This is a genomic window from Rathayibacter sp. AY1F2 (genome assembly GCF_002930885.1).
Classification (GTDB): domain Bacteria; phylum Actinomycetota; class Actinomycetes; order Actinomycetales; family Microbacteriaceae; genus Rathayibacter.
In genome coordinates this window covers 60,655-82,780 of sequence record NZ_PSVG01000005.1, presented here as the reverse complement: position 1 = coordinate 82,780, position 22,126 = coordinate 60,655, and the positions used below count along the sequence as shown (strand labels likewise).

The following is a 22,126-nucleotide window of genomic DNA, read 5'->3' as shown; positions in this document are numbered from 1 at the left end:
GGGTAGGCTGGAGCGCTTCGTCGTGAGTGGAGCGGTCGCGGAGGAATCATGGGCAAGAAGCGCAACCAGGGACGATCCGGAGGCGGTCAGAGCGGGTCCGGCGGTCAGGGCGGCGGCCGCACGGCCGAGACCGCGCTGATGGTGCGGTTCCGCAGCTGGTACCGCTCGCACCTCGCCGAGGTGGGCATGCAGCACGAGCACCTCGAGGCCGACGAGGCCGTCGAGGTGCTGACCGACCTCTTCGCGATGACCCGCGACCTGCGCCCGCGCGGCTCCTTCGCCCAGCCCGACGCCGAGCTGCTCGAGGCCGTCTTCGACCAGATCGAGGCAGACCTGTCGGGGGAGGAGAGCGAGGCCGACCTCGACGACACCCTCTTCACCGTCGCCGAGGTCGTCGAGCACTTCCTCGACTTCCTCACCGACGAGGACCTCTGGACCGGCACCGACGAGGAGCTGGACGAGTGCCAGGCCGTCCTCGACGAGGTCCTCGACCTCGCCGGCTCCTTCGTGGAGGCCGTGCTCGACGACCTCGCCGAGCTCGACGAGGTCCCGGCCGAGGAGCAGCTCTCCGCCGTGCGCGCCACCGCTCTCGTGCACGCCGCCGACGTCGTGGTCGAGCACCTCGCCGCCGACGACGGCGCGACCCTCACCGAGCGCGCCGCCCGCGAGATCGCGGTCGAGGCGGGCATCTCCTCCGCGGGATCCACCCCGAGCGACGACTCCGTCCGCATCCCGGTCTCGGCCTGGTGGGACGCGCTGGTCGGCTCGGCCGTGCTCGAGCAGGAGGGATCCGCCGCAGGTCTCGGCGAGGCCGCCGTGCTCTGGCGCAGCTCCGACGCGCACGAGGCCGCCGCCGAGCGCATCGCCTACGTCGCCCGCTTCCTCGAGCAGTGGATCCTCAGCGCCCAGACCGCGCTGGCGGCCGCCGACACCGAGGACGGCGCCTTCTCCCCGGAGGAGCGCGCGGTCACCACCACCGACGCCGTGCTGGTCCGCATCGCGGTCGCCTGCCAGGCCGAGATCCACCCGGGCCTGGTCGTCGGTGAGCTGGTCGACGAGCTGGCCGCCGACTCCGGAGTCTCGCTCGACGAGGCCCTCGACGAGCGCGAGCGCATGGTCGGCACGGCCGAGCGGATGCTCGACGACACCGCCGAGCTCGGGCTGCTGCTGCACTCGCCCGAGTTCGGCTACGCGGTGCCGGAGGGCCTCGCGCCCGTCCTCGCCTCCGTCGTCCGCGCGACGGTCGTCCTCCTCGGCGAGCGCGAGGCCACCCGCCTCGAGATCCTCGACGAGGCGACCCAGGACACGGCGACGGCCTACGCGCTCCACGTCGCCCTGCTCGGGACCAAGCCCGTCGTCTGGCGGCGCCTCGAGCTCTCCTCCGAGTCGTCGCTGCGCGATCTGCACCTCGCGCTCCAGCTCTCGCTGGGCTGGACCGACGCGCAGCCGCACTACTTCAGCGTGGGCGTGCCCGACGAGGAGCAGGCTCCGATCGGCTCACCGTCCGACGCGGAGGAGTTCGGCGCCGACCTCGTGGACGAGGCGGGCGTCGCGCTCGCCGAGGTCCTCGAGCAGGAGCAGGACGAACTCTTCTACGTCTACGACCTCGAGGACGAGTGGCGCCACGTCATCCGCCTGGAGGCGATCGCGCCGCTGTCGACGGCTCTGCCGCGCTGCACGGGCGCGCGCGGCGCGGCTCCGCTCGACGTGCCGGGAGGCCCCGCGGCCTGGGCCGACACGGTGCGGGCGGCGACGGACCCGTCCTCGGCCGACCACGCGGAGGCGCTCGAGGCTCTCGGCCTCGCCGCCGGAGCCTCGTTCGATCCGGCCGCGGTCGACGTCGACGGCATCAACCGCTCGCTCGGTCTCCTGCGCTCCGCGGTCTGACGCCCCGCCGGAGGGCGTCATCGGAGGAGGCCCCCGCTCCCGCTCACCGCGGGAGGCGGGGGCCTCCTCCGGTGCGGGGCGTCACGGGGTGAGCAGCAGCTTGCCGATGTGGCCGGAGGAGCGCATCACGTCGTGCGCCCGCTCGGCCTCGGCGAGCGGGACCACCTCGTCCACCACCGGGCGCACCGTCCCGGCGGCGACCAGCGGCCAGACCTCTGCGCGCACCCGCGCGACGATCGCGCGCCGCTCCTCGAGGGGCCGGGCGCGGAGGGTCGTGGCGTGCACCGCCCCGCGCTTGCGCATCAGCACCCCGAGGTCGAGCGAGCCCAGCGCACCGGACTGGTTGCCGATGAACACCACGCGCCCGCCCACGGCCAGCGCCTCCAGGTCTCGGGCCAGGTAGTCGCCGCCGACCGGGTCGAGGATCACGTCGACGCCGCGCCCGCCGGTCGCCTCGCGGATCCGCTCGACGAAGTCCTCCTCGTGGTAGTCGATCAGGACGTCGGCGCCGAGCGCGCGGCAGGCCTCGAGCTTGCGGGGGCTGCCGGCCGTGACGGCGACGCGGGCGCCGAGGGCGGCGGCGATCTGGATGCCCGTGGTCCCGATCCCGCTCCCGCCGCCGTGGAGGAGGACGGTGTCGCCGGATCCGAGCCCGGCCACCATCACGAGGTTCGACCAGACGGTGGACGTCGTCTCCGGGAGGGCGGCGGCCGAGACGAGGCCGACGCCGTCCGGCACCGGCAGCACCAGGCCCGCGTCGACCGCGACGTACTCCGCGTAGCCGCCGCCGGAGAGCAGCGCGCAGACCTCGTCGCCCTCCGCGAACCCGGTCGCGTCCTCGCCGAGCGCGACGACCGTGCCGGACACCTCCATCCCGAGGATCTCGGAGGCGCCGGGCGGCGGCGGGTAGACCCCTGCGCGCTGGCCGAGGTCGGCGCGGTTGACGCCGGCGGCCGCGACGCGGACGAGGACCTCGCCGGGTCCGGGGGAGGGCGTCGGCACCTCCTCCAGCACGAGTCGGGAGTCGGGGCCGGGGTTCTCGATGCGGATCGCCTGCATGCGGGGGATGCTACGCCGCGGGCCTCGGCGCTCGCGGTGCTCCCGTCCGGCGCGGGGCCGGCTCAGCGCTGCTCCGCCAGGAACGCCAGCACCGCGTCCTTGAAGCCCCGCGCGGGCACGGTGCTGGTGTGGTCGCGGCCGGGGACGCTCACGAACCGCGCCCCCGCCTCCGCCGCCAGCAGCTCACCGCCGGGAGCGATCGGATCCGCGCCGCCGGTCACGAGCAGCGTCGGCAGGCCGGGGTGCCGCCCGTGCTCCGGGTGCGCCCCGCCGCGGACGCCGTCGGCCACCGCCACCAGTGCCGCGAGGTCGTTGCCCTGCACGCCCTCCGCCATGCCGATGCAGGCGCGGGTGAAGCCGTCGTCGATCTCGCCGCCGGAGGCGACGCGGGCCCGGGCCGCCTCCGCGTCGAAGGAGCGGAGGGGCTCGCCCACCGTCAGCCCGCCGAGGCTCAGCGATGCGAGCCGCTCCGGGTGAGAGAGCCCCAGCACCCAGCTCATCCGGGCGCCGAGGGAGTAGCCGAGGACGTGGGGCGCGTCGAGGTCGTAGGAGTCGAGCACCCGCACCAGGTCGGCCACCATGGCGTCCACGCCGTAGGAGTCGGAGTGGTGCGGCTTCTCGCTCGCGCCGTGCCCGCGCTGGTCGAGCGCCACGACGCGGTACCCGGCCCGGTGCAGCGTCCGCAGCCAGCCCGACGTCTCCCAGTTGAGAACGGCGTGGGAGGCGAAGCCGTGCACGGCGAGGACGGTCGGGGCGCTCTCCTCGCCGACGGAGTAGGTGGCCAGCCGCACTCCGTCGTCGGCCACGACGTACACGGGCGGAGGGAAGGCGATCACTCCACCACCCTGCCCGCCGCCGCGACGTGGAGGGGGCACCGGGCCGCGGACACGCCGGGCGGAGTCCCGGGAGCGGGGAGCCGTGCGGACCGGGGTGCCCCGACGGTCAGCGCGGCGGACGGGTGGAGCGGGCGAAGGGCACGGCGATCCAGAGGCGCACGGTGCGTCCCTGGCCGGACCGGATCCCGAGGACGACGCACAGCACGAGGTTGAGCACGGCCAGCGCGAGGATCGCCGAGATCGTCGCGAGCGGCCAGTCGGCGCCGAGCGAGTCGCGCACCGACACCAGGGCGAGGTGCAGCGGGACCAGCATCAGCTGGAGTGCGAGGTAGGTGAGCTGCCAGTTGACGGCGACCAGGCCGTTCCGGTCGCTGAGGGTGCCGATCCGCCGCCGCGACCCCCACACCATCACGGTCGCCGTGAGGGAGATCACGGGGGAGATCACCACGAAGCCGGCGAGCGCCGAGAGCCCGGCGAACCAGACGGCCCGGGCGCCCTTGCGGTCCCGGGTGCGGTGCCGCAGCTCGTCGTCGTCCATCGTCGCTGCCTCCTCGCGCCGGGACCAGTCTCGCACCCGCCCCCGCCTCGAGGCGGGGGATCGCCCCCGAGTTCCGGGGGTTCCCCGGATGGGGCGGGTCCGGGCTCGTCCGTAGCGTGGAGGCATCGCCGGAGCACACCGGCAGCACCGCCGGCCCGCCCGGCGGGACCGCATCCCGCCGGGCGACCGGCACCCGAGAAGGAGCACACCGTGACCACCGACGACCGCACCGCCCGCCTCTCCACCCCCGCCGACGAGCAGCCGACCGTGGACCTGGGCGCGACCGCCGTCCTCACCGAGGAGCGGCCGTCCGCCGGGGAGCGCCCCGCCGCCGAGGAGCCCGCCTCCTCGCAGCAGGCCCGCGCCCCCTACGGCACCCCCGCCGTCCCGCCCGCGGCCCTCGCCCCGGCGCCCTCGACCCCGTTCTCGCTCACCAGCCTGATCCTCGGCGTCACCTCCGTCTTCTTCGGACTGACCGTGATCGCTCCGGCCGCGGGCCTCGTCTTCGGCATCCTGGGCCTGCGGAGGGAGCCGACCGGCCGCACGCTCTCGATCTGGGGCATCGTGCTCAACTCCGTCATGCTCGGCCTCGTCCTGCTCTTCGCGATCGCCGTGCTCGTCGTGGTCGTGCTCGTTCCGCTCGCGGCCCTCGCGTCGGGCAGCGACTACCGCTGATCCGCCGCTTCCCGCGTCCCGCGCCTCCTGTCCGCTCCGGCGGCGGGAGGCGCGGTCGTTCCGCGCCCGCCGAGAGGACGCTCCGCGCCCGCGTCCGCCGCCGCCCCGTGCCCCGGCGATAGGCTGGCCGCGCAGTTCGCGAGCCCCCTGCACCCTCCGGGGCCGCACGACGACAGCAACGGAGCTGGACGTGACCCTCGCACCGAGCACCCTCCCCGACCGCGACCCGGAAGGCAGAGCCCTGGACGACACCGAGACCCCCGCCACGCGCACCGAGAGCGACTCCCTCGGCTCGATGGAGATCCCCGCCGAGGCCTACTGGGGCATCCACACGGCGCGGGCCCTCGACAACTTCCCGATCTCGAAGCGCCCCATCTCGATCTACCCCGATCTCGTCCGGTCCCTCGCGACGGTCAAGCTCGCGGCCGCCCGGGCCAACACCGAGCTCGGCACCCTCGCCCCCGCCAAGGCCGAGCTGATCGAGGCCGCGTGCCGCCGCATCATCGACGGCGAGTTCCACGACCAGTTCGTGGTCGGGGTGATCCAGGGCGGCGCCGGCACCTCGACGAACATGAACGCGAACGAGGTCGTCGCCAACGTCGCACTCGAGATCGGCGGCTTCGAGCGGGGCGACTACGCGCACCTGCACCCCCTCGACGACGTCAACCGCAGCCAGTCCACCAACGACGTCTACCCGACCGCGATCAAGATCGCGATGACCTGGTCGCTGCGCCGCCTGCTCGACGAGCTGGCGCTGCTGCGCGAGTCGTTCTCCCGCAAGGCGGTCGAGTTCGGCAGCGTCCTGAAGGTCGGCCGCACGCAGCTGCAGGACGCGGTGCCGATGACGCTCGGCCAGGAGTTCCACGGCTTCGCGACGACCCTCGGCGAGGACCACGCCCGTCTCTCCGAGACCATCTGGCTGCTCGCCGAGGTCAACATCGGAGCCACCGCGATCGGCACAGGCATCACCGCCGATCCGCGCTACGGCGCGGCTGCTGTCCGCCACCTCAACGAGATCACCGATCTCGACCTCGAGATGGCGCAGGACCTCGTCGAGGCGACGAGCGACACCGGCGTCTTCATGTCGTTCTCGAGCGCGCTCAAGCGCTCCGCGATCAAGCTGTCCAAGATCTGCAACGACCTGAGGCTCCTCTCCTCGGGCCCTCAGGCCGGCTTCGGCGAGATCAACCTGCCTCCGCGCCAGGCGGGATCCAGCATCATGCCCGGCAAGGTGAACCCGGTCATCCCCGAGGTGGTCAACCAGGTCGCCTACTCGGTGGCCGGGGCCGACGTCACGGTCACGATGGCGGCCGAGGCGGGTCAGCTCCAGCTCAACGCCTTCGAGCCGGTGATCGCGCACTCGCTGCTGCAGAGCATCACCTGGATGACGCAGGCCTGCAGGACGCTCCGCGAGAACTGCATCGACGGCATCACCGCGAACGTCGACCGGCTCGAGGCCATGGTCGCCTCCTCGGTCGGGGTCGTGACGGCGCTCACGCCGAGCATCGGCTACACCGCGTCCGCCGCCCTCGCGAAGGCCGCCCTCGCGACCGGCCGCAACATCGCCGACCTGGTGGTCGAGGCGGGGCTGATGTCCCGCGAGGAGGTCATGCGGCTGATCTCGCCGGCGCGGCTCTCGGGCATCGAGGCGATGACCGCGGCGCTCCCGATCATCGACCCCGCGCCGGAGGCGTGACCGCGGCCGCGAGGCGCGCCCCGGCGTAGCTGCGCCAGGGCGCCCAGCGGCGCCCGGCCTCGGCCAGCCCGCGCTCGCCGGCGGGCAGGCCGCGCGCCGCCGCGCCCCGCCGGAGCACGGGATCCCCGGTGAGCAGGACGTCGGGATCTCCGGTCGCCCGCTGTGCCACCTCGGCCGCCGTGGCCGCGTCGATCCCGGGGACCGCCAGCAGCTGCTCGGCGAGCTCCTCCCGGTCGGCGTCGAGCCGCAGGGCTCCCTCGGCGAGCAGCGTGCAGGTCCGCACCAGCACGTCGGCGGATCCGCGGAGCACGTCGGCGGCGTGCTCGGCGATCACCGCGGGGGAGGGGAAGGCGCGTGCGATCGATCCGCTCGCCACGGACTCCGGGAGCGTCGCGCCGAGCGCCGCGACCAGCCGTGCGGCCTCCCGCCGGCCGAGCAGCGCGCGCACCAGCGTCTCGGCCGGGTCGACGGAGCCGGGCACGCGGACACCGGGGCGGGCGGCGACGCTCGGAGCGAGTGCGGGATCGGCCGCGAGGGCCTCGTCCACGGCGCGGGCGTCCGCGTCCAGGTCGAGCAGCCGCCTCACCCGGGCGACCAGCGGCCCGACGTCGGCGACGGAGACGAGCGTCGCGCTGCAGCGGACGCTCTCCCCGTCCGCCGCCAGCCGGATCAGCGCCGCGCCCCCGGGCAGGACGAGCGAGCGCGCGTAGCCGCCGGGGGACGCCTCCTCGATGCCCGGGAGCGCGGTGCCGCCGAGCACGTCGAGCACCCCGGGATCGAACGGAGCCCGCACTGCCAGCCGGAGCTCCAGCGTGGTCGCGCCGTCGTGGACGCTCGCCTCGGAGCGCGTGCCGCGGGCCGAGGCGCGCAGGGCCGTCGGGGTCCGCTCGTACACCTCCGCCAGGGTCGCGTTGAACTGCCGGATGCTCGTGAAGCCGGCGGCGAAGGCGACGTCGGACACGGGCAGGTCGGTGCTCGTGAGCAGGAGCCGGGCGGTCTGGGCGCGCTGGGCGCGAGCGAGGGCCAGCGGAGGCGCGCCCAGCTCCTCGCGCAGGATGCGGCCGAGGTGGCGCGCGCCGTAGCCGAGCCGGGCGGCCAGCCCCTCGACCCCCTCGCGGTCGACCACTCCGTCGGCGATCAAACGCATGGCGCGCGCCGCCGTGTCGTCGCGCAGGTTCCACTCGGGGGAGCCGGGGACAGCGTCCGGCAGGCAGCGCTTGCAGGCGCGGAGCCCTGCCTCGTGCGCTGCGGCGGCCGTCGGGTAGAAGCGCACGTTCGCGCGCCGCGGCGTGATGGCGGGGCAGCTCGGACGGCAGTAGATGCCGGTGGAGTGCACGCCGGTCAGGAACCGCCCGTCGAACCGGGAGTCGCGGGAGGCGACGGCGCGGTAGCGCTCCTCGAAGAGCGGATCGGAGTCGGGCACGCCTCGAGCCTCGCACGCGGCGACGTCGAGCAGGAGCGGGAATCGGACACGGGCGTCCGCACCCCGGCCCTCCTCCACGCGCCCGGCGCGTGTCAACCGCCGACAGCGCACCCCGCCCGTGCCCTACTGTCGGCCCCATGAGCGCCTATCCGCCGCCCGCACCGCCCGCCACCGCCCGCCCCTCCGTCGTGCCGACCGTGCTCGGCTCGATCGGCGTGGCGCTCCTCGGGATCCTGCTGCTGCTCGTGCTCGCCTACGTGGTTCTCGGACTCGGCGTCAGCGCCGCGGGGATCTGCGCGGTCATCGCCCTCGTCCCGCTGACCGTGGTTCTGCTGGGCGTCCGCTGGGTCGACCGGTGGGAGCCGGAGCCAGCGCTGGGCCTGTGGTTCGCGTTCCTCTGGGGCGCGGCCGGGTCCGTCGCGATCGCGCTCCTGGTCGACCTCGGCGTGCAGATCGCCGTCTACGCGTCCGGGCAGCAGCCGAGCGGATCCGACTTCGTCGGCGCCGTGATCCAGGCGCCGCTGGTCGAGGAGACGGCCAAGGGGATCGGCGTCCTCCTCGTCCTGCTGATCTGGCGCCGGACCTTCGACGGACCCGTCGACGGCATCGTCTACGCGGCCGTCGTCGCCTCCGGGTTCGCCTTCGTCGAGAACATCCTCTACTTCGGCAGCGCGCTGGTGGAGGGCGGTCTCGGCTCGCTCGCCGTGACCTTCTTCCTCCGCGGGGTGCTCTCGCCCTTCGCGCACGTGCTCTTCACCGCCTGCACGGGCGCGGCCCTCGGCTTCGCCTCGAACCGGCCCGCCGTCGCGCGGCTGCCCATCGCCCTGCTCGGGCTGGCGCTCGCCGCGTTCCTGCACGCGCTCTGGAACGGCTCGTCGTTCCTGGTGTCCGACTGGTTCGGCTTCTACGGCGTGGTCCAGGTGCCGCTGTTCGCGGTCGCCGTGGTCGTGGTGGTGCTGCTGCGCCGGCAGGAGCGGCGCGTGACGCTCCAGCGGCTCGACGACTACGCCGTCGCCGGCTGGCTCTCGCCGGCCGAGGTGCGGATGATCGGCACCGCGGAGGGGCGCCGCACCGCCGCCCGCTGGGCCCGGAGCGCGGGAGGGGACCGGCCGCGGGCGATGCGGGACTTCCTCCGCTCGGCGACGCGGCTCGCGCACCACCGGCAGCACCTCCTGCTCGGCCGCGGCGGACGCACCGGAGCGGTCGACGAGCAGGTCCTGCTCGACGAGCTCGTCGCCCGCCGGGCGGTGCTCACCCGCTGAGCCGGGGCCGCCCCCGCTCAGCCCCGGCGCGCTAGGCGGAGGCGCTGCGCACGCGGCGCTCGCCGGCCGTCACGGGCACGCCGAGCCGGTTCTGCGCGGGCGGCAGCGGGCAGTTGTAGTGGGGCGAGAAGCCGCACGGCGGGATGTAGGCCCGGTTGAAGTCCAGGAGCACCGGACCGGGGGTGCCCGCGTCGGCCGCGCCGCCGATCCGCTGCACGACGAGGAAGCGGCCGACGGGGTAGCTCGCGAGCTCCGGGTCGTCGCTGCGGTTGGTCGGGTCGCCGAACGGGACGAGGAGCGTGCCGCCGTCGTCGAACGCCGCGACCGTGTGCTCGCGGGCGCGCCCGTCGTCCACGAGCGAGAAGGTGATGTCGCCGGGCACGACGAGCTCGCGGGTGGCGCCGTTGTCGCGCAGGTGCTCGAACGGGACGGTGCGGTCCTCGGCGACCGGCTCGAACCACGCCTCGAGCACCCAGGCGGCGTCGAACGGGAAGGTCTCGATGGCGTCGAAGGAGCGGATGCCGTCGGAGGCCGCGTCCCAGACGCGGTAGCCGTACTCGGGCTCGCCGGTGTCGAGGTTCTCGCGGCGCATCCGCGTCAGGGTCGCCGAGGGGCCGTAGCCGGCCAGCGCCTGCTCGTCGTCGACGCTCTCGCCGGGCTCGAGCCAGCGCGTCTCGACGAGGGCGAGATCGCCCCGGGGTCCGGTGACGCGCTCGACGCGTCGGGCGAGCCACGACTCCCAGCCGGCGCGTGCCGACTCCGTGAGGTCGATCGAGGCGCGGGAGGGGGCGGTGACGCTGCTGCTCGGAGTGGCCATGGGGCGTGCAACGCGGGGCCGTCCGGTTCTCTTCCCGGTCGATGACCGGACGGAGGACGGACACCCGCGAGAAAGAGCTCGACGCCCTGCGGCAGCGGCAGGGCCGGCTGCTCGGACGGGGCGTCGAGCTCTTCGTGAGAGAGAGGATGCTCCTCCGCGGCGCCGAGCGCAAGAGGCATCCGGATCCCGCTGTCGGCACGGCCCGCTTCGGATCGCTCGGTAGACTGGACCGCCTGTTTTCCCGCGGCCCCCGGAGCGCATCCCGCGCCTCCCGGCCCGCGGCGGCGGACCCTCGGAAGGCGGACGATGACGGACGGCAGCACTGTGCAGGCCACCGAGCTCTCTCGGGAGCGCGACTACGTGGCGGCGCTCTACGCCCGCCTCGACGAGCTGATCGCCCAGGCCCGCGAGGCTCTGGACACGGTCCGCATCGAGAGCGTCGGCGGCAACCACCAGAGCCGCTCCGAGCGCGACGCCTACGCGCGGCTCTACGAGGACCGCATCCGCTCGCTCACCGGCGCCGACGACCGGCTCGCCTTCGGCCGGCTGACGCTCGCGGACGCCGACGCCGAGCACCGCTACATCGGCCGGATCGGCCTGCGCGACGAGGAGCAGGACACGCTGCTGCTCGACTGGCGCGCCCCGCAGTCGGCCGCGTTCTACCAGGCCACCGCCGCCCGGCCGATGGGGACGCGCGCCCGGCGCCACCTCACCACTCGGGGCCGCGAGGTCCTCCGCTTCGAGGACGAGGTCTTCGACGAGGAGCTGCTGCGCGAGGGCACCGTGCTGCAGGGCGAGGGCGCGCTCATGGCGGCCCTCGGTGCGCAGCGCACCGGCCGGATGCACGACATCGTCGCGACCATCCAGAGCGAGCAGGACCGCATCATCCGGTCCGAGCTGCGCGGCGTGCTCGTCGTGCAGGGCGGGCCGGGCACCGGCAAGACCGCGGTCGCCCTGCACCGGGCCGCCTACCTCCTCTACTCCTACCGCGACCGCATCGCCTCCTCCGGCGTGCTCGTGGTCGGCCCCTCACGCTCCTTCCTCCGCTACATCGAGGCGGTGCTGCCCTCGCTCGGCGAGACGGGTGTCGTCCTCTCGACGCTCGGCCAGCTCTACCCGGGCCTCGACCTCGTCGAGGAGGACGTGCCCGCGGTCGCCCGCGTGAAGGGCTCGGCGCGGATGGCGGAGCTGCTCAAGCGCGCGGTCCGCTCCCGCCAGACCGTCCCGGCCGAGACCCAGGTGCTCGACGTCAACGGCGAGAAGCTCCGTCTGGAGCCGCAGGACGTGGAGCGCGCGATCACCCGCGCGCGCGACACCCGCAAGCCGCACAACGAGGCGCGCGTCTCCTTCGTCAAGACGCTGCTCTCGCAGCTCACCCGCCAGCTCGCCGATCAGCTGCGGAGCCACGGCAGCACGGTCGACGAGGCCGACGAGGCGGTGCTGCGCGAGGACGTGCGGACCGCCCACGACGTCCGCGTCGCTCTCAACACCGCGTGGATCCCGCTGACCCCCGAGAAGCTGCTGCAGGACCTCTACGCCCGTCCGAACTGGTTCGCGACCCTCACGCCGCGCTGGACCGCCGCGCAGCGCTCCCTCCTCCGCCGAGACCGCGACGCTCCGTTCACGGTCTCCGACGTACCGCTGCTCGACGAGGCCGCGGAGCTGCTCGGCGCCTACGACGACCACGCCGACGCCTCGAAGAAGGCCGAGAAGGAGCAGCGCAAGCGCGACGTCGAGAACGCGGAGGCCGCCATCCGCAACATGGGCGTCGACGGCCTCGTCAACGCCAAGGACCTCGCGGCCGGCTTCGCCGAGCGCTCGGTGCTCGGGACCACCGCCGAGCGGGCCGCGGCCGACCGCACCTGGACCTACGGGCACGTCGTGGTCGACGAGGCGCAGGAGCTCTCGCCGATGCAGTGGCGGGTGCTGCTGCGCCGCTGCCCGATGCGCTCGTTCACGATCGTGGGCGACGTCGCGCAGGCGTCCGGCGCCTCCGCCGCCTCGAGCTGGGACGCCGCGCTCCGCGACACCTTCGGCCGCCAGGGCCGGGGAGTGGAGGCGGCGCCGTGGCGCCTGGAGGAGCTGACGGTCAACTACCGCACGCCCGCGCAGATCGTCGCCTTCGCCGAGCGGACGGCGCGCGAGAACGGGCTGGAGATCACGCCGGGGGAGGCCGTGCGCTCCACCGAGTGGCCGGTGCGGACGATCCGCGATCGCGGCGACGCGAGCCTCTCGGAGCGCGTGCTGGCGGCCGTCGTCGAGGACCGGGCGATCGAGGCGGAGGGGACGCTCGCGGTCATCGCGCCCGACGACGACCTCGCCGCGATCGCCGAGCGCCTCGAGGAGCGGTTCGGCCGGGAGGTGGGCCGCGGAGCGACCGGGCTCGACCGCGCGATCGCCGTGCTGTCGACGAACGACGCCAAGGGGCTCGAGTTCGACTCCGTGATCATCGCCCGCCCTCGCCTCATCGCGCAGACCGGCGAGCGCGGCGCCGCATCGCTCTACGTCGCGATGACCCGGCCGACGCAGCGCCTCACGCTCGTGGAGTGAGTGCTCGCAGCCCGCTCCCAGACTCCGCTCCCGAGCGCCGTAGGATCGAGGCATGAGCAGCGAGAACCTGACCAAGCCCGAGGTCGACGCCCCTGAGGGCCCGGCCCCCGACACCCTCGTCGTCGAGGACATCGTCGTCGGCGACGGCGCCGAGGCGCAGCCCGGCTCGACCGTCGAGGTTCACTACCTCGGCGTCGAGTACGACACCGGCGAGGAGTTCGACTCCTCCTGGAGCCGCGACCAGTCGATCAACTTCCCCCTCAACAACCTCATCCGCGCCTGGCAGCAGGGCATCCCGGGGATGAAGGTCGGCGGCCGCCGCAAGCTGATCTGCCCGCCCGCGCTGGCGTACGGCCCGGCCGGCGGAGGGCACCCGCTCTCCGGCAAGACCCTGATCTTCGTGATCGACCTGCTCGGCACCAAGTAGCTCCGAGCACACGACGAAGGCGCAGCTCCTAGCGGGGCTGCGCCTTCTTCACGCGGTCGACCAGCTCGCGCCAGGCTCCGTCGAGCTCGGTCTCGCCGAGGCGGACGTGGTGCGTCTGCACGCGGATCTCGTAGACGAAGCGGTCGGCCCGGCCGGGGGACTCGCCGTCGGCGGCGTCCCAGGGGAGCGAGCCGAGCAGGTCGCGCCAGGCGCGCTCGTCGGGCTGCTGCTCGACGTCGACCCGCCACACCCGGCGGAGGCCGGCGACTCCGCCGCTGCGCGACACGATGACGTCCATGCGCGCGATGCTACCCGCCTCCGTCCTCGAGCGGACCGGCTCAGGCGGACAGCGTCACGCCGACCGTCGTCCAGCCGGTGCGCACGGCGGCCTCGACCTCGGAGCCGGATCCGTAGCGCTCGGCGGCGGCCCGCACGGTGAGCGCCGCGAACGCCTCGAAGTCGGCCGTCGCGGTGAGGACGCCCCCGGTCAGCACGTCGTACCAGACCTGCCCAGCGCGCTCCCACGCCTTCCCGCCGAGGGTCGTCGCCGCCACGGCGAACGCGCGGTTGGGGATCCCCGAGTTGATGTGCACTCCGCCGTTGTCGTCGTCGGTCTCGACGTAGTCGGCCATCGAGCCCGGCTGCGGGTCGGAGCCGAGGACGTCGTCGTCGTAGGCGGTGCCGGGGGCGATCATCGACCGCAGGGCCGTGCCCTGCACCTCGTCGGTGAAGAGCCCCTCGCCGATCAGCCAGCTCGCCTCGTCGGCGCTCTGGCCGGCGCCGTACTGCTCCAGCAGGGCTCCGAACACGTCCGAGACCGACTCGTTGAGCGCTCCGGACTGGCCGCGGTAGACGAGGTTCGCCGTGTACTCGGTGATGCCGTGGGCGAGCTCGTGGCCGATCACGCTCTGCGAGACGGTGAAGCGGCGGAACACCTGGCCGTCCCCGTCGCCGAAGACCATCCGCGAGCCGTCCCAGAAGGCGTTGTCGTAGTCGTCGCCGAAGTGCACGGTCGCGTCGAGCGGCAGCCAGGCGTCGTCGATCGAGTCGCGGCCGTACGCACCCTGCAGGAAGGCCGACATCGCGCCGAGGCCGTCGTACGCCTCGTCGACGGCCGCATCCCCCGTGGCCGCCTCGCCCTCGCGGCGGACGACCGTGCCGGGCAGCGTCTCCTCGGTCCGCGCGTCCGCGATGGTGCGCTGGAGGGACTGCACGCGGGTGCGCGGCGAGGACGTCGCGGCGGCGGTCGGCGCCCCGCGGTCGGGCGCGGGCTCTCCGGGCCGGACGCGCCGGAACGGCACGTCCTGCTCGAGCGAGCGGCTCGCGGCCCGCGCGGCCCGGGCGAAGGCCGGATCGTCGAGGCGGGCGATGCGGACGAGGAGGTACGGCGGCACGACGGTTCGTCTCATGCCCCGATCCTGGCACCGACGTCCGACACGGTCCCGGGCTCGCCCGGCGGGCCCGCATGCGGTAGCACCGAGCGGTAGCGTGAGCGCGACGAGCGGTTTCCAGCGATCCGGGGCCAGGCCCCGAGGACGACGAGGGCGGACATGGGCATCATCACGCGGGGCTTCTTCGGCAAGAGGGAGGCGGACCCGGACCTCCCGCCGGGCCAGCACCTCGAGAACGGCTTCCCCGTCCTCTCGATCGGGCCCACCCCGAACATCCATGAGTGGGCCTTCTCCATCGACGGCGGCCCCGCGGGCGTGCGCCGCTGGAACCGGGAGGAGTTCGACGCGCTCCCGCACGAGGACGTGCACACCGACATCCACTGCGTGACCCGGTGGTCGAAGCTCGGCACCAGCTGGCGCGGCGTCTCGGTCGACACTCTGCTGGAGGGCCTGGAGACGGACGCCGGCTTCGTCATGGCGCAGAGCTTCGGCGGCTACACGACGAACCTCCCGCTCGCCGAGATCCGAGGCGGGAGGGCCTGGGTCGTCACCGAGTTCGAGGGGAAGCCCCTCGCGGCCGAGCACGGCGGCCCCGCCCGGCTCCTGGTGCCGCACCTCTACTTCTGGAAGAGCGCGAAGTGGGTGCGGACGCTCCGCCTGATGCCCGGCGACGAGCCCGGCTTCTGGGAGCAGAACGGCTACCACATGCACGGGGACCCCTGGAAAGAGGAGCGCTACTGGTGATGTGGACGGAGGCGGTGGCCGAGTCGGTCGCGCCGCTCACGCCCACGTCGCGCCTCCTGGTGCTCCGCGTGCCCGGGTGGCCGGGCCACCTGGCGGGGCAGCACCTCGACGTGCGCCTCACCGCGCCCGACGGCTACCAGGCGAGCCGCTCCTACTCGATAGGCGCCCCGGCCGACGGGGAGCGGGTCGAGCTCGCGGTCGAGCGGCTGGACGACGGGGAGGTCTCCCCGTACCTGGTCGACGGCCTCGAAGCGGGCGACCGGCTCGAGATCCGCGGTCCGATCGGCGGCTGGTTCGTCTGGCGTCCGGAGCAGGCGGAGCCGGTGCAGCTGATCGCGGGCGGGAGCGGCGTGGTGCCGCTGATGGCGATGGCGCGCGAGCACGCCCGGTCCGGGAGCGCGGCGCGGATGCAGCTGCTCTACTCGGTCCGCTCGCCCGTCTTCGCCTACTACCGCGAGGAGCTGGCGGCGCTCGCCGAGCTGCCGGCCGCGACGGGCGGAGTCGCGGTGGACCACGTCTTCACCCGGGTGGCGCCGGCGGGAGCGGCGCGTCCGGCCGGCCGCGTCACTCCGGAGCTGCTCGCCGAGGCGGCTCTGCCGGCCCCGCTCGAGCCGACCGTCTACGTGTGCGGCCCGTCCTCGTTCGTCGAGGCCGTCGCCACCGCCCTGGTCGAGCAGGGCCACGCGCCCGAGCGCGTCCGCACCGAGCGCTTCGGCGGCGCCTGACGCCTGTCCCCCCGAGGCGCCGCGCCCCGGCGGCGCCTCGGGGGGAGGGATCACTCGAAGGAGACGGTGCGGTTCTCGCCGATGTCGGGCTGTCCGCCGGTGACGGCGGCCTTGAGGACCTTGAACAGCACGACCGGACGGGGCTCGTCGGTCGCCCACAGCTCGACGGTCTCGGCCTCGACGCGGATCAGCGCGACGGTCGGGTCGTCCTTGCCGTCGGGGAACCAGCCGGCGACGGCCGGGGACCACAGCTCGTCCACCTTCGCCGGGTCGTGCACGACAGTCGCCGAGCCGGCCACCGACAGGTAGCCCTTCTTCGACTCGAACGCGACGTTGACGCTCGGGTTCGCGCGGATGTCGTCGACCTTGGGCGACGGGTCCTGCGTGAAGAACCACAGTTCGCCGTCGAAGTCGATGTCCTGGGCCTTGAGCGGACGGCTGACGAGCTGCCCGGTGGCGTTGACGGTGGTGAGGAGCCCGATCCCGGCGCTCTTCACCATCTCGGTGATCTGCTCGCGGTCGTCGGAGTCGGCGGGAGTGATGTCGGTGTCGGTCATGGTGCCGACGCTACGCGGACCGTGCGCCGCCGCAAGGGGTGGCGACGCCTCACCGCGCGTGTCTAGCGTCGAGGCATGGACACCGAATCGACGTACACCGCCATCCTCGACAGCGGAGCGGAGCAGGAGAGCATCCGCCTCGAGATGATCGACGGCTCCCCGCAGCGCTCCTTCACCCGCCTGGCCGACATCGACGGCGAGGAGGTCGAGGTGGTCTGGGAGCTGGAGCCCGACGACGACGGCTTCCACGTCTACCGCCCGGTGCGGGTCGAGGGCCGCGACGACGACAGCGGACTGGTCTCGGACGACCGGCTGACCGACGGCGGCGGCGCCGACGCGGCCTCCGGCGACTGATCCCCGGCGCGCCCGTCCGCCGGCCTGAGCCGAGCGGGCGGGCGCGCTGTCCCATCCGGCTCGAGGGAGACGCCCCTCCGCTCAGGCCGTCGGGTGCAGGGCGTCGTACCCACGGAACCCCGGTCGGAGTCGCAGCACCGCGGCGAGGATCGCGATGATCGCGAGCCCGCCCGCGAGCGGCGGCAGCCAGAGCAGCGCGAGCGAGGCGAGCAGTCCCGTGTAGAGGTCGCCGACCCGCGGGCCGCCCGTCACCACGACGATGAACACGCCCTGGAGCCGACCCCGCATGTTGTCGGGGACCGCGGTCTGCAGCATCGTCTGCCGGAAGATCGAGCTGACGTTGTCGGAGGCGCCCGCGCCGGCCAGGGCGACCGCCGCCAGCGCGATGAGCACCGCGTTCGGCGCCGACGCGTCGTGCTGCACGAGTGCGGCACCGAGCAGGACCGCGCCGAACGCGACCACGAACGCTCCGTACACCTGGATCGAGCGGCCGATCGCGAGGCCCTGCCGGCGGACCCCGGTCAGCCGGCCGGAGAAGACGCCGCTGATCAGCGCCCCGATCGCGAAAGCGGCGGTGAGCGCGCCCACCGTCACCGCGCCTCCGCCGAGCAGCACCGCGGCGGCCGCCGGGAAGACCACGCGCGGCTGTCCGAAGGTCATGGCCACGATGTCGACCAGGAAGGACATCCGGATGTTCGGGGCGCCCTTCAGGAAGCCCAGGCCGTAGCGGAGGGACTCCAGCCCCGGCCGCTGCCGCTCGCCCTCGGGCACGAGCGCCGGCAGCCCCGCGATGCCGAGGAACGCGGCGAGGAACAGCACGACGTCGATCGTGTACGTGATCGCGAAGCCGGAGGAGGCGACCAGCACGCCGGCGAGGGCGGGCCCCACGGTCACCTCGACTCCGCTCGCGATGCCGCCGAGCGCGGCGGCGGCGGGGACCAGCTCGGTGCGGAGCAGCCGCGGAGCCAGCGTCATCCGGGTGGTCACGATCACCGTCGTCGCCACCGCGTTCACGGCGGTGAGCACGTAGAGGGAGAGCGGGGTCTCGGCGCCGAGCCAGGCGAGGGCCGCGATCCCCGCGGTCGAGCCCCAGGCCACGACCGCGGCGAGCAGGAGCACCAGGCGGCGGTCGAACGCGTCGGCGAGCATCCCGCCGTAGAGGCCGGCGATCACGGTCGGGACCAGCGCCACCACGCCGACCAGCGCGACCGCGAGGGTCGATCCGGTGAGCTCGTAGATGTGCAGGCCGACCGCGACGATCGTCATCTGGCCGCCGATGCCCGAGATCACGTTGCCGGCCCAGAGCCGGGCGAAGGCCGGGGACTCGCGGAGGGGGGAGACGTCGAGGACGTGGCTGCGCCGGGGGGCGCGGGGGGTCTGGCTCACTCGCTCCATTCTGCTGACTCCGCCGCCCCGGCGGGCCGCGCCGATCCGGGGGCTCAGGGGTCATCCCCTAGGGTGAGAGGCATGAGCACGTCATCCGACGGCGCGCCCGGGCGTCAGGGTCCTCCTGCCCCGCGAGCAGCCGGAGCCGCCCCCTCGCGACGCTCGATCCGCACCGCCGCCGAGGCGGGCGCGCGTCGCGCGGCGGCCGCCACGGGCGGTCGGCGCAGCTCCACGGGCGGCGTCCGCGCCGGAGCCGCTCGGACCGGTGCCACGGCCTCGGGAGCTCGCGGTTTCCTCCGCCGCTACGGAGCCGGGATCGTCTCGGTCCTCCTGGCCGTCCTCGCCGTCCCGCTGTCGTTCTTCGTCTGGTACGCCCTGATCTCGCTCGGCGCCTACCCGGGCGACCAGGCCGTCAGCGACCTGCTGGTCGGCGTGCTCTACACCGCGCTCGTGCACGCGGTCCTGCTCGCCGGGATCCTGCTCGCCGTCTCCACCCTCCGCGCCCGGCGTCGCGAGAAGCGCCCGCCGATCGCCTGCTGGATCGGCGTGGTCCTCAACGTCCTCGTGCTCGTCTACTGGCAGCTGCTGGTCTCGCCGTGGCTCGTCGTGCTCTGGAACCGGGCCACCGGCTCCTGATGCCGCCCTCCCTCTGGTAGAGTCGTCCGGTTGCCGTTCGACGGCCGCGGATCAAGAGAGCCCACGCATCAGGCGCCGGGCACCGCGCAACGAGAGAGAGGGGATCCCATATATGGCACTCGAAGCAGATGTCAAGAAGGCGATCATCGAAGAGTACGCGACCCACCCCGGTGACACCGGATCCCCCGAGGTGCAGGTGGCCGTCCTGACCAAGCGGATCAAGGACCTCACCGAGCACCTCAAGGAGCACAAGCACGACCACCACTCGCGTCGTGGTCTGCTGCTGCTCGTGGGTCAGCGTCGTCGACTCCTCGGCTACCTGTCGGATGTGGACATCAACCGCTACCGCTCGCTGATCGAGCGTCTCGGTCTGCGCCGCTAGCTCCTCCCGGAGCAGGGCGCGGTCTCGATGACACCGCGAACTTCTTGCCGAACGGGCCGTCCTCCTCGCGGAGGGCGGCCCGTTCGCGTTCCCGGGCGGACGAGGCGCGCGGCGCCGGTCAGGGCAGGGGAGCGGGGCGGTCGACTCCGCCCCACGAGTAGCCGCTCGAGGCCGAGAACCAGTCGGCCGCGGCCCGCTGGAGCGCCGTGTCCTCCTCGGGGCGGCCGGGAGCCTCCACGGCGTCGACGAGCCCGGGCAGGGCGATCCGCCAGGCCGCCGCGCTCCGCTGGGCGCGGGCCCAGTCGCGCGCGCACACCGGGTCCTCGGCCGCCGCGGCGAGAGCCCGCGGCGAGGTCACCCGCCAGCCGGTGTCCGACTCCGCGACCACGACCGCGCAGGTGAGCGCGGCGCCGCGGATGATGCTGTCGGGACCGGCGGAGGGGCCGATCGCCTGATCCTGAGCCGCGACCACCGCGGTGAGTGCGAGCTGCAGCCGGGTCGAGGGCTCGTCGGGCCGCGGTCGGATCCTCCCGTCGCCGGCCGAGACCGAGGCCGCCGATCCGGGTGCGAGGAGCAGCCCGGAGGAGGACTGCGACGCGTGCAGGCTCAGCAGCCCCGTCACTCCGTCCGTCCCGCTCGTCACGCCCCGCACCGAGGAGTCGCCGAGACTCCAGACGACGGGGGTGCGGTTGTGGATCGTGAGGCGCCGGTGGTCCTCGTCGAGGCAGGCCACGAGGTGGCCGGCCGGCACGCCCGCTCCGCCCTCGAAGGCGGACGAGGCGGCCAGCAGCTCCCGGGCGTCGTCGCACTGGGCGGGGGCGTCGGAGGCGGCGGCGGCCTGGTCGGCGACCGGCGCCCGGGGGGCGAGGGAGCCCTGCACGCCCGCGACCGCCGCCGTGGTGAGCGCCGCGGCGGCGAGGAGGAGGACCACGCCGCGCCTGCCCATCCTCCGCACCTCCTGGTCGGAGGCTAGCCCGGCGCGGGCGCTCGGGCCAGCGCTGCGAGGGGCTCGCGAAGTGTCCGGCAGAAATTCTTTCGAAGAATCTCAGACTGGGTGCATCCGAGGAGGCGCCTCGGCCGGAAGTAGTGGTGAAGGCCCTTCTCGACCACCCCCCGACCCCACGCGGGTCCCATCGTGAAAGAGGAACACCGTGACCACCTCCCGCTTCTCCCGCAGCCTGCTCGCCGGTGCCTGCATCGGAACCCTGGCCGTCGTCGGCATCGCCGCCACGCCCGCCGCCGCCGCCGACGCCGACTCGGCCGACCTCTCGGTCCTGCACGCCGTCCCCGACACCCCGGTCGACGTCTACGTCGACGGCAAGCTGACGCTCGACGACTTCACCCCCGGCTCGCTCGCCGGCCCGCTCGACCTCCCCACCGGCACCTACAAGGTCGCCATCACGGCCTCCACCGCCGCGGACGCCAGCGCCCCCGTGATCGGCCCGATCGACATCAGCCTCGAGGCGGGGAAGAGCTACACCGTCGCGGCGCACCTCACGCCGGACAACACCCCCACCGCGACCCTCTTCACCAATGACATCTCGAAGACCGCCGCGGGCGAGGGCCGGCTCACGGTCCGCCACATCGCCGCCGCTCCGGCCGTGGACATCCTCGCCGGAGGGTCGCCCGTCCTGACGAACGTGACGAACCCGAACGAGGGCGTGCTGAACCTCGCCCCGGCCACTATCTCGACCGTGGTCGCCGCGACCGGGACCACCGCGCCGGTCATCGGCCCGGCCGACGTGCAGGTCCAGGAGGGCGTGAACACGATCGTCTACGCCTGGGGCAGCCTGGAGAAGGGCAACCTCGCTCTCGCGACGCAGACCATCGATGGACTGCACTCCTCGCCGTCGGGCGTCCCCGCCGGTGAGGCCGGCCTCGCGGCGGACAACCGCCCCGACGCCGCCGCGGGCTGGTGGGGCGGAGCACTGCTCGCCGCCCTCGCCGCTGCCGGCGCTGTGCTGATCGGCCGCCGCACCGCCGCCTCGCGTCGCTGACCCGAGGATCCGACCGCCGGGTCGGCCGTGCTGGAGCGCGGCCGTCCCGGCACCCCCGACCACGACCCAGGAGGACGCCATGAGCCGGAGCCCCTTCCCTCTGCGCGTCCTCGCCGTGGTCGGGCTGATCGTGGCCGGTGCCGGTCTCGCCGGATGCGCGGCGCAGGAGTCCCGGGTGGAGCCCGCTCCCGCCGCCGTCTCCTCGGCGCCCCAGCAGCCGGTGCCGGCCACGGTCCCCTCCTCGCCCGCGGCGACCCTGCCGGAAGCGGTGCCGTCCGTCCCGGTGGCGGATGCTCGGCTCGGCGCGACCCCCGCCCCCACCGCGCTCGCTCCCGAGCGGCTCGTCGTCAACGGGCTCCCCGTCGACATGGCCGTCGAGCCGGTCGGAGTCGCGGACGACGGCACGATGGAGCTCGTGCCCGACACGCAGGTCGCCGGCTGGTACCGCTTCGGCGCCGGCCTCGACGAGCCGGAGGGCACGGTCGTGATCGCCGCGCACGTCGACTCCCTCGCCTACGGCCTCGGGCCGTTCGTCGAGCTGAAGAAGGCGGTCCCGGGCCAGACCGTGACCCTCACCGGCGCGGACGGCGCGGAGCGCGCGTACACCGTCTCGACGGTGGAGACCACGGAGAAGACCACGGTCGACCTCTCGGCCGTGTTCGCCGCCGACGGACCGCCGCGGCTGGTCCTGATCACCTGCGGCGGCGACTTCGACTACGACACCCGCCACTACCTCAGCAACGTGGTGGTCACGGCCGTCCCGGCCGGCTGACCCGCCCGCCCG

23 protein-coding genes are annotated in these 22,126 nt (G+C 74.2%); 13 read left to right on the top strand and 10 right to left on the bottom strand.

Features of this window, described 5'->3' with window-relative positions; genetic code table 11:
* Nucleotides 1-48 precede the first annotated feature (48 nt).
* Nucleotides 49-1,887 (top strand): plasmid pRiA4b ORF-3 family protein, encoded by a 1,839-nt coding sequence (locus C5C54_RS05915; protein WP_104287957.1) that lies wholly within the window; start codon nucleotides 49-51, stop codon nucleotides 1,885-1,887.
* An 81-nt stretch (nucleotides 1,888-1,968) separates the two neighbouring features.
* On the opposite strand, the gene C5C54_RS05910 is transcribed toward C5C54_RS05915, so the two are convergent.
* The 3 genes from C5C54_RS05910 to C5C54_RS05900 form a co-directional block, all read right to left on the bottom strand.
* Nucleotides 1,969-2,946 (bottom strand): NAD(P)H-quinone oxidoreductase, encoded by a 978-nt coding sequence (locus C5C54_RS05910; RefSeq protein WP_104287956.1) that lies wholly within the window; start codon nucleotides 2,944-2,946, stop codon nucleotides 1,969-1,971.
* A gap of 62 nt (nucleotides 2,947-3,008) precedes the next feature.
* Nucleotides 3,009-3,782, bottom strand: a complete 774-nt coding sequence (locus C5C54_RS05905) for an alpha/beta fold hydrolase (RefSeq protein ID WP_181127855.1) — start codon at nucleotides 3,780-3,782, stop codon at nucleotides 3,009-3,011.
* Nucleotides 3,783-3,888: 106 nt separating this feature from the next.
* Entirely contained in the window at nucleotides 3,889-4,356 is a 468-nt protein-coding gene (locus C5C54_RS05900; RefSeq protein ID WP_181127854.1) for a DUF4870 domain-containing protein, read from the bottom strand.
* Between the two features lie 174 nt (nucleotides 4,357-4,530).
* Here C5C54_RS05900 and C5C54_RS05895 point away from each other — a divergent pair, with 174 nt between their 5' ends.
* Complete coding sequence (locus tag C5C54_RS05895; protein ID WP_104250160.1) at nucleotides 4,531-4,995, top strand: DUF4190 domain-containing protein; 465 nt, start codon at nucleotides 4,531-4,533, stop codon at nucleotides 4,993-4,995.
* Nucleotides 4,996-5,236: 241 nt separating this feature from the next.
* Entirely contained in the window at nucleotides 5,237-6,691 is a 1,455-nt protein-coding gene (locus C5C54_RS05890; RefSeq protein WP_258064082.1) for an aspartate ammonia-lyase, read from the top strand.
* Here C5C54_RS05890 and C5C54_RS05885 read toward each other — a convergent pair.
* On the bottom strand, nucleotides 6,666-8,114 hold the full coding sequence (locus C5C54_RS05885) for a DNA-3-methyladenine glycosylase 2 family protein (RefSeq protein WP_167299023.1): 1,449 nt from the start codon (nucleotides 8,112-8,114) through the stop codon (nucleotides 6,666-6,668). The two genes, C5C54_RS05890 and C5C54_RS05885, sit on opposite strands and share 26 nt — an antisense overlap.
* A gap of 137 nt (nucleotides 8,115-8,251) precedes the next feature.
* On the opposite strand from C5C54_RS05885, the gene C5C54_RS05880 reads away from it, so the two are divergent.
* Entirely contained in the window at nucleotides 8,252-9,376 is a 1,125-nt protein-coding gene (locus C5C54_RS05880; RefSeq protein WP_104233243.1) for a PrsW family intramembrane metalloprotease, read from the top strand.
* Between the two features lie 31 nt (nucleotides 9,377-9,407).
* Here the strand turns inward: C5C54_RS05880 and C5C54_RS05875 are convergent, their stop codons facing one another.
* Nucleotides 9,408-10,193 carry a DUF1684 domain-containing protein gene (locus C5C54_RS05875; protein ID WP_104250161.1) on the bottom strand — a complete coding sequence of 262 codons (786 nt, stop codon included), beginning with the start codon at nucleotides 10,191-10,193 and terminating at the stop codon, nucleotides 9,408-9,410.
* 306 nt (nucleotides 10,194-10,499) lie between these two features.
* Between C5C54_RS05875 and C5C54_RS05870 the strand changes: the two genes are divergently transcribed.
* Both C5C54_RS05870 and C5C54_RS05865 read left to right on the top strand, forming a co-directional pair.
* Nucleotides 10,500-12,743: a UvrD-helicase domain-containing protein gene (locus C5C54_RS05870; protein WP_104233245.1), complete on the top strand. Its 2,244-nt coding sequence runs from the start codon at nucleotides 10,500-10,502 to the stop codon at nucleotides 12,741-12,743.
* Nucleotides 12,744-12,795: 52 nt separating this feature from the next.
* Nucleotides 12,796-13,170: an FKBP-type peptidyl-prolyl cis-trans isomerase gene (locus tag C5C54_RS05865; protein ID WP_104226280.1), complete on the top strand. Its 375-nt coding sequence runs from the start codon at nucleotides 12,796-12,798 to the stop codon at nucleotides 13,168-13,170.
* A gap of 28 nt (nucleotides 13,171-13,198) precedes the next feature.
* On the opposite strand, the gene C5C54_RS05860 is transcribed toward C5C54_RS05865, so the two are convergent.
* Together C5C54_RS05860 and C5C54_RS05855 are read right to left on the bottom strand one after the other, a co-directional pair.
* Complete coding sequence (locus C5C54_RS05860) at nucleotides 13,199-13,468, bottom strand: protealysin inhibitor emfourin (RefSeq protein WP_104233246.1); 270 nt, start codon at nucleotides 13,466-13,468, stop codon at nucleotides 13,199-13,201.
* A 40-nt stretch (nucleotides 13,469-13,508) separates the two neighbouring features.
* Nucleotides 13,509-14,579 carry a M4 family metallopeptidase gene (locus C5C54_RS05855; RefSeq protein WP_104260613.1) on the bottom strand — a complete coding sequence of 357 codons (1,071 nt, stop codon included), beginning with the start codon at nucleotides 14,577-14,579 and terminating at the stop codon, nucleotides 13,509-13,511.
* A 141-nt stretch (nucleotides 14,580-14,720) separates the two neighbouring features.
* Here C5C54_RS05855 and C5C54_RS05850 point away from each other — a divergent pair, with 141 nt between their 5' ends.
* Together C5C54_RS05850 and C5C54_RS05845 are read left to right on the top strand one after the other, a co-directional pair.
* The gene (locus tag C5C54_RS05850; RefSeq protein ID WP_104224820.1) at nucleotides 14,721-15,305 is read left to right on the top strand and encodes a molybdopterin-dependent oxidoreductase; all 585 of its coding nucleotides are present in this window, start codon (nucleotides 14,721-14,723) and stop codon (nucleotides 15,303-15,305) included.
* Complete coding sequence (locus C5C54_RS05845; RefSeq protein ID WP_104233248.1) at nucleotides 15,305-16,030, top strand: FAD-binding oxidoreductase; 726 nt, start codon at nucleotides 15,305-15,307, stop codon at nucleotides 16,028-16,030. The genes C5C54_RS05850 and C5C54_RS05845 overlap by 1 nt, the downstream gene beginning before the upstream one ends.
* Before the next feature lie 50 nt (nucleotides 16,031-16,080).
* On the opposite strand, the gene C5C54_RS05840 is transcribed toward C5C54_RS05845, so the two are convergent.
* Complete coding sequence (locus C5C54_RS05840; protein WP_104224818.1) at nucleotides 16,081-16,587, bottom strand: pyridoxamine 5'-phosphate oxidase family protein; 507 nt, start codon at nucleotides 16,585-16,587, stop codon at nucleotides 16,081-16,083.
* Nucleotides 16,588-16,662: 75 nt separating this feature from the next.
* Between C5C54_RS05840 and C5C54_RS05835 the strand changes: the two genes are divergently transcribed.
* Entirely contained in the window at nucleotides 16,663-16,941 is a 279-nt protein-coding gene (locus tag C5C54_RS05835; protein WP_104224817.1) for a hypothetical protein, read from the top strand.
* Nucleotides 16,942-17,022: 81 nt separating this feature from the next.
* On the opposite strand, the gene C5C54_RS05830 is transcribed toward C5C54_RS05835, so the two are convergent.
* Complete coding sequence (locus C5C54_RS05830) at nucleotides 17,023-18,327, bottom strand: MFS transporter (protein ID WP_258062855.1); 1,305 nt, start codon at nucleotides 18,325-18,327, stop codon at nucleotides 17,023-17,025.
* A gap of 81 nt (nucleotides 18,328-18,408) precedes the next feature.
* Between C5C54_RS05830 and C5C54_RS05825 the strand changes: the two genes are divergently transcribed.
* Together C5C54_RS05825 and rpsO are read left to right on the top strand one after the other, a co-directional pair.
* Nucleotides 18,409-18,963: a hypothetical protein gene (locus C5C54_RS05825; RefSeq protein ID WP_104287954.1), complete on the top strand. Its 555-nt coding sequence runs from the start codon at nucleotides 18,409-18,411 to the stop codon at nucleotides 18,961-18,963.
* A 112-nt stretch (nucleotides 18,964-19,075) separates the two neighbouring features.
* Entirely contained in the window at nucleotides 19,076-19,345 is a 270-nt protein-coding gene (rpsO, locus tag C5C54_RS05820) for a 30S ribosomal protein S15 (protein WP_068252328.1), read from the top strand.
* Nucleotides 19,346-19,463: 118 nt separating this feature from the next.
* Here rpsO and C5C54_RS05815 read toward each other — a convergent pair whose 3' ends face one another.
* Entirely contained in the window at nucleotides 19,464-20,291 is an 828-nt protein-coding gene (locus C5C54_RS05815; RefSeq protein ID WP_104283796.1) for a hypothetical protein, read from the bottom strand.
* A 205-nt stretch (nucleotides 20,292-20,496) separates the two neighbouring features.
* Here C5C54_RS05815 and C5C54_RS05810 point away from each other — a divergent pair, with 205 nt between their 5' ends.
* Together C5C54_RS05810 and C5C54_RS05805 are read left to right on the top strand one after the other, a co-directional pair.
* Nucleotides 20,497-21,342: a DUF4397 domain-containing protein gene (locus tag C5C54_RS05810; RefSeq protein ID WP_104239038.1), complete on the top strand. Its 846-nt coding sequence runs from the start codon at nucleotides 20,497-20,499 to the stop codon at nucleotides 21,340-21,342.
* 79 nt (nucleotides 21,343-21,421) lie between these two features.
* Entirely contained in the window at nucleotides 21,422-22,114 is a 693-nt protein-coding gene (locus C5C54_RS05805; RefSeq protein WP_104268742.1) for a class F sortase, read from the top strand.
* The last annotated feature ends 12 nt before the right edge of the window (nucleotides 22,115-22,126 follow it).